1 protein-coding gene is annotated in these 504 nt (G+C 40.1%); it reads right to left on the bottom strand.

Annotated features, from left to right (window positions below):
• On the bottom strand, positions 1-504 hold a 504-nt coding region (locus tag HC176_RS16115), incomplete at both ends, for a tetratricopeptide repeat protein (RefSeq protein ID WP_167920023.1).

The following is a 504-nucleotide window of genomic DNA, read 5'->3' as shown; positions in this document are numbered from 1 at the left end:
ACCTGTTGGTAAACCACATTATTTTGAAAGTTTCTATTCCCCTTCAGCAAACGCATGGCTTCCTCATAATTTTTGGAAGTGATAAATGAATTGACCAGCAGTTCATTGATTTCATCTTTTGCCGGAGAATTGGGATATGCCTCTAAATAATCCATCAACACCTGCGGAGTGCTGGCATAGCTGTTTCCAATTTCATAACTGAGTTTTGCATAGTTCAAAGCAGCATCGGCTTTAATTTCTGCATTGAAATCCATTTCACTGGCATTCTTAAAAGCGTTAAGTGCCTGCTGTTTTTTGTCTGTTTTGAGGTATGACTGTGCAAGGTGATAGTAGGCATTTTGTGCTACCGCATTGGAACCGCCAATGATCTTATTGAATTCTGAAATTGCAGCCTCATAATCTTCCTGCTGAAAGTAAGCGTACCCGAGCTGATAATAATCGGTATTGTTCCACTTTCCACGCTCGCCCTGGTATTCCTTTAAATAAGGTATAGCCTCTTCATAT

The organism is Tamlana crocina (assembly GCF_012037625.1).
This window is presented reverse-complemented; position numbering and strand designations above follow the sequence as displayed.